This is a genomic window from Micromonospora sp. AMSO12t, assembly GCF_008806585.1.
Classification (GTDB): Bacteria; Actinomycetota; Actinomycetes; order Mycobacteriales; family Micromonosporaceae; genus Micromonospora; species Micromonospora reichwaldensis.
In genome coordinates, this window is the sequence record NZ_WAAS01000419.1 from 1 (window position 1) to 3,634 (window position 3,634).

5 protein-coding genes are annotated in these 3,634 nt (G+C 75.6%); 2 read left to right on the forward strand and 3 right to left on the reverse strand.

The window, feature by feature from the left end; translation table 11 throughout:
• A partial coding sequence (locus F6X68_RS31555; RefSeq protein WP_225852547.1) for a glycoside hydrolase family 6 protein occupies positions 1-951 on the reverse strand: 951 nt, incomplete at its 3' end.
• A gap of 159 nt (positions 952-1,110) precedes the next feature.
• Between F6X68_RS31555 and F6X68_RS31560 the strand changes: the two genes are divergently transcribed.
• A complete protein-coding gene (locus tag F6X68_RS31560; protein WP_151457665.1) occupies positions 1,111-1,626 on the forward strand; it encodes a metallophosphoesterase in 516 nt (171 codons plus the stop codon).
• Here the strand turns inward: F6X68_RS31560 and F6X68_RS31565 are convergent.
• Positions 1,620-1,835 carry a DUF3072 domain-containing protein gene (locus F6X68_RS31565; RefSeq protein WP_151457666.1) on the reverse strand — a complete coding sequence of 72 codons (216 nt, stop codon included), beginning with the start codon at positions 1,833-1,835 and terminating at the stop codon, positions 1,620-1,622. The genes F6X68_RS31560 and F6X68_RS31565 overlap by 7 nt on opposite strands.
• Before the next feature lie 164 nt (positions 1,836-1,999).
• On the opposite strand from F6X68_RS31565, the gene F6X68_RS31570 reads away from it, so the two are divergent.
• The gene (locus tag F6X68_RS31570; protein WP_192581624.1) at positions 2,000-2,941 is read left to right on the forward strand and encodes an NAD(P)/FAD-dependent oxidoreductase; all 942 of its coding nucleotides are present in this window, start codon (positions 2,000-2,002) and stop codon (positions 2,939-2,941) included.
• A gap of 36 nt (positions 2,942-2,977) precedes the next feature.
• On the opposite strand, the gene F6X68_RS31575 is transcribed toward F6X68_RS31570, so the two are convergent.
• The coding region (locus tag F6X68_RS31575) for a cation:proton antiporter (RefSeq protein WP_192581623.1) at positions 2,978-3,634 on the reverse strand (657 nt) is incomplete at its 5' end.

Below are 3,634 nucleotides of genomic sequence, written 5' to 3' on the forward strand. Positions count from 1 at the left end.
CATGTCGTACGCCCGCTGCGGCACGAACTGGCCGGCCGGCGCGATGCAGCCGTCGGCCTCGCCGGGCAGCTTCACCCACAGGTACGCGTCGATGGCGGAGTCGCCGGTGGCGGTCGTGCTCGGGGTGCCGATGGCCCGCCCGGCCGGATCGCACCACTCGGAGCCGGCCGGCCCGTTGCCGTTGCGGCTGGTGTCGACGACCGCCTTGAGGCGGGACAGCCCGGTCGCCGCGATCACGGCCTTGGCGTAGGCGACCTCGTCGGCGGTGCGCCGGTAGTTGGAGACGTTGAGCGAGATGCCGTCCGCGCTGTTGGCGACGTCCGCGCCGAGCAGCCGGGAGGCGGCCTCGCCGGGGGCGAGCCACGCGGAGTGCCCGATGTCGAAGTAGACCTTCGCGGCGGCCGAGCCCGCCTTGAGCTTTTTGCCGGCCCACGCCATGGAGGCCTTCGTCTCGGCCTGCTGGGCCGCGTTCTGGCAGCTGGTCATCAGCGGCAGCACGTCGGGTTCCAGGACGATGGTCGCCGGCCGTCCGGCCAGGCCGGCCGCGACCTGGTCGACCCACTGCCGGTACGTGGCGTGGTCGGGCGCGCCGCCGCCGCTCGCGCCGCTGCAGTCCCGGTTCGGGATGTTGTAGACGACCAGGATCGGCACCTTCCCGGCAGCCGCCGCCGCGCCGACCAGGGCGTCGACCTCGGACCGTACGGTCGAGGTGTTGGTCCGGGTGAACCACCGGCCCTGGGGAACGTTCGCGATCCGGCCGGATATCACGGCGGCCCGGGGGTCGCCGGGGTTGGCGGCGACCCAGGCCGCCGCAGCCGTCGCCGGGTCGACGTAGAACGCCGAGTCGGCGGCGACCGCGGCGGGTGCGCGGACGATGCCGACGGTGACGGTGGCGGCGACGGTGAGCGCCGCCGCGGCGCTCAGCGCGGCGAATGCGGGTCTGCTTCTCACGGGATCTCCCATCCATCGAGGAGCACCGCTGGAAGCGCTCCCATGCATCGCCGTCAAACTACGTGCTGATTGCCGCGATGTGAAGGGTCCGCGTCGAGGCCGCGACTTTCCGGGGCGGCGGGCCGGCCGCGGCGCGCGGTCCGCGGGGAGAATGGCGGGATGCGCCTGGTGATCACCGCCGACACCCACGTGCCGAAGCGGGCCCGGGACCTGCCGGAGCCGCTCTGGGCGGCGGTCGACGCCGCCGACGTGGTGCTGCACGCGGGGGACTGGGTCGACGAGGCGCTGCTGGACGCCCTTGCCGCCCGGGCCCGCCGCCTCGTCGGGGTGTACGGCAACAACGACGGGCCGGCGCTGCGCGCCCGGCTGCCGGAGGTCGCCCGGGTGGAACTCGACGGGCTGCGGATCGCCGTCGTGCACGAGACCGGCCCGAAGACCGGGCGGGAGAGCCGCTGCGCGGCCCGCTTCCCCGACACCGACGTGCTGGTCTTCGGTCACTCGCACATCCCCTGGGACACGGTCGCCCCGGGTGGCCTGCGGCTGCTCAACCCCGGCTCGCCCACCGACCGGCGGGCCCAGCCGTACGCCACGTACCTGACGGCGCGGGTGGCGGCGGGGCGGCTCGACGAGGTCGAACTGCACCGCCTGCCACCGCGCCGCCCGCCCGGTCACTGACCGCGGCCGGTCTCCTCCTGGAGCTGGTCGATCCGCTTGGAGGCCTCGGCCTTCGTCAGGCCCTCCGGCGGCTCCTCGCCGGCCTCCCGGCCCAGGGTCGCCAGGTAGGACTCCTGGGCGGCGGTCGGCGGCTCCTCACCGGTGACCCACTCGTCCGGGTCCTTGATGGCGCTCTGCGGGTCGGCCTGGCTGCTGCTGCGGTCCGTCATGGTCTCCACCTTCCTTCGAACAGACGTGCCAATACCCCGTGCGGCGCCGATCCATGCGGCCCTCCGGCGCGTCGTACGCCCGGACGCGTCGGGCGTGTCTCCGGCCGTCCGGGCGACGCGGGCGCGCATACGATCACCGGATGACGGCGGCGCAGCGGGCGGGTGTGGTGGTGGTCGGCGCGGGCATCGCCGGAGTGGCGTGCGCGACGGAACTGGCCCGCGCCGGCATCCCGGTGGAGATCCGCGAGCGCGCCCGGGTGGCCGGCGGCCGGATGGCCAGCCGCCGCTTCGACGGCCGGCCGGCGGACACCGGCGCTGCCTACTTCACGGTCAGCGATCCGGACTTCGCCGAGGTGGCCGAGGGATGGCGCGCGGCCGGCCTGGCCCGCGAGTGGACCGACACCTTCGTCGCGTACGGCGCCGACGGCCGGCGTGCGGCGCCCGGCCCGATGCGCTGGGCGGCGACCCGGGGGCTGCGGACGCTGGTGGAGCACCTGGCCCGGGACCTGCCGGTGACCGTGGACCGGCTCGTGCTCGGCGTCGCGCCCGGACCGGTGGTGGACGGGCGGCCCTGCGAGGCGGTGGCGCTCGCCATGCCGGGGCCGCAGGCGGCCCTGCTGCTCGACCCGGCCCTGGCCGCCGCCACCCGGGCCACGCAGGTCCAACGCTGGTCGCCGTCCCTGGCCGGGGTGCTGCGTTTCCCGGCCCGCCGGTGGGCCACCTTCCGGGGCGCCTTCGTCAACGACCACCCGCTGCTGAACCTCGTCTGCGACGACGGCGACCGCCGCGGCGACGACGCGCCGGTGCTGGTCGCCCACACCACGCCCGGGTTCGCCGCCGGCCACCTCGCCCAGCCCTCCGGCGCCGGCCCGGCGATCGAGGAGGCCGTCCGGGACCTGCTGGGGCTGCCCGAAGCGGCGGAGCACGTGCACGTGCACCGCTGGACGTACGCGAAGCCCACCGAAGGCCCCGGCGGGACGTACCACCTCGACGCCGACGGCGTCGGGCTGGCCGGCGACGCGTTCGGCGCACCCCGGGTGCAGAGCGCCTGGCTCTCCGGTCGCGACCTCGGCCGCGCCCTCGTCACCCGCCTGGGCGCAGGGTGAGGAAGCGGCCCCTGCGCACACCGGCGGGCCGGGCGGTCAACCCCCGGCGGTGACGGGCTCGCCGGCGTGGCGGCGTTCGGACGGGTCGGACGTGCGTTCCCCCGCCCGGTCCAGCAACTGCATCACCGGGGTCGCCGCGATGCCGTGCACCACCACCGAGACGATCACCACGAGGCCGACGGTCGCCCAGAGCAGGTCCGCCTGGGGGAAGTCGGTCTTCGCGGTCGCGTACGCGATGTAGAAGAACGAGCCGACGCCCCGGATGCCGAACAGGGCGATCACCCAGTGCTCGGCCGGCCGGCCGGGCGCCCCCCGCAGCGACAACCAGCCGAGCAGCGGGCGGACCACGAAGACCAGCGCCAGTCCGACCGCGGCGGCCGGCCAGGTCAGCGGGCCCAGCAGGCCACCCACCACGGCGCCGCCGAAGAGCAGCAGCAACAGCACGGTGAGCAGCCGCTCCACCTGCTCGGCGAAGTCGTGCAGCACGGCGTGGAACTCGTGGGTGCGCTCGGCGGCCCGGATCGCCCGCGCGGCCACGAACACCGCCAGGAAGCCGTACCCGCTGACGACCTCCACCAGCCCGTACGCCAGGAAGGTCGCGGCCAGCGCGAGGAAGCCCTCCGAGTGCCGGGCCAGCCGCAGCTTGCTCGGGGCCCGGAAGAAGAGCTTGCCGAGCAGCCACCCGACCAGCCA

What these genes read in the sequence shown, in the direction of transcription:
- F6X68_RS31565 (WP_151457666.1), bottom strand. Translation starts at nt 1,835, where the DNA reads ATGACGGACCGCAGCAGCAGCCAGGCCGACCCGCAGAGCGCCATCAAG.
- F6X68_RS31560 (WP_151457665.1), top strand. Translation starts at nt 1,111, where the DNA reads ATGCGCCTGGTGATCACCGCCGACACCCACGTGCCGAAGCGGGCCCGG.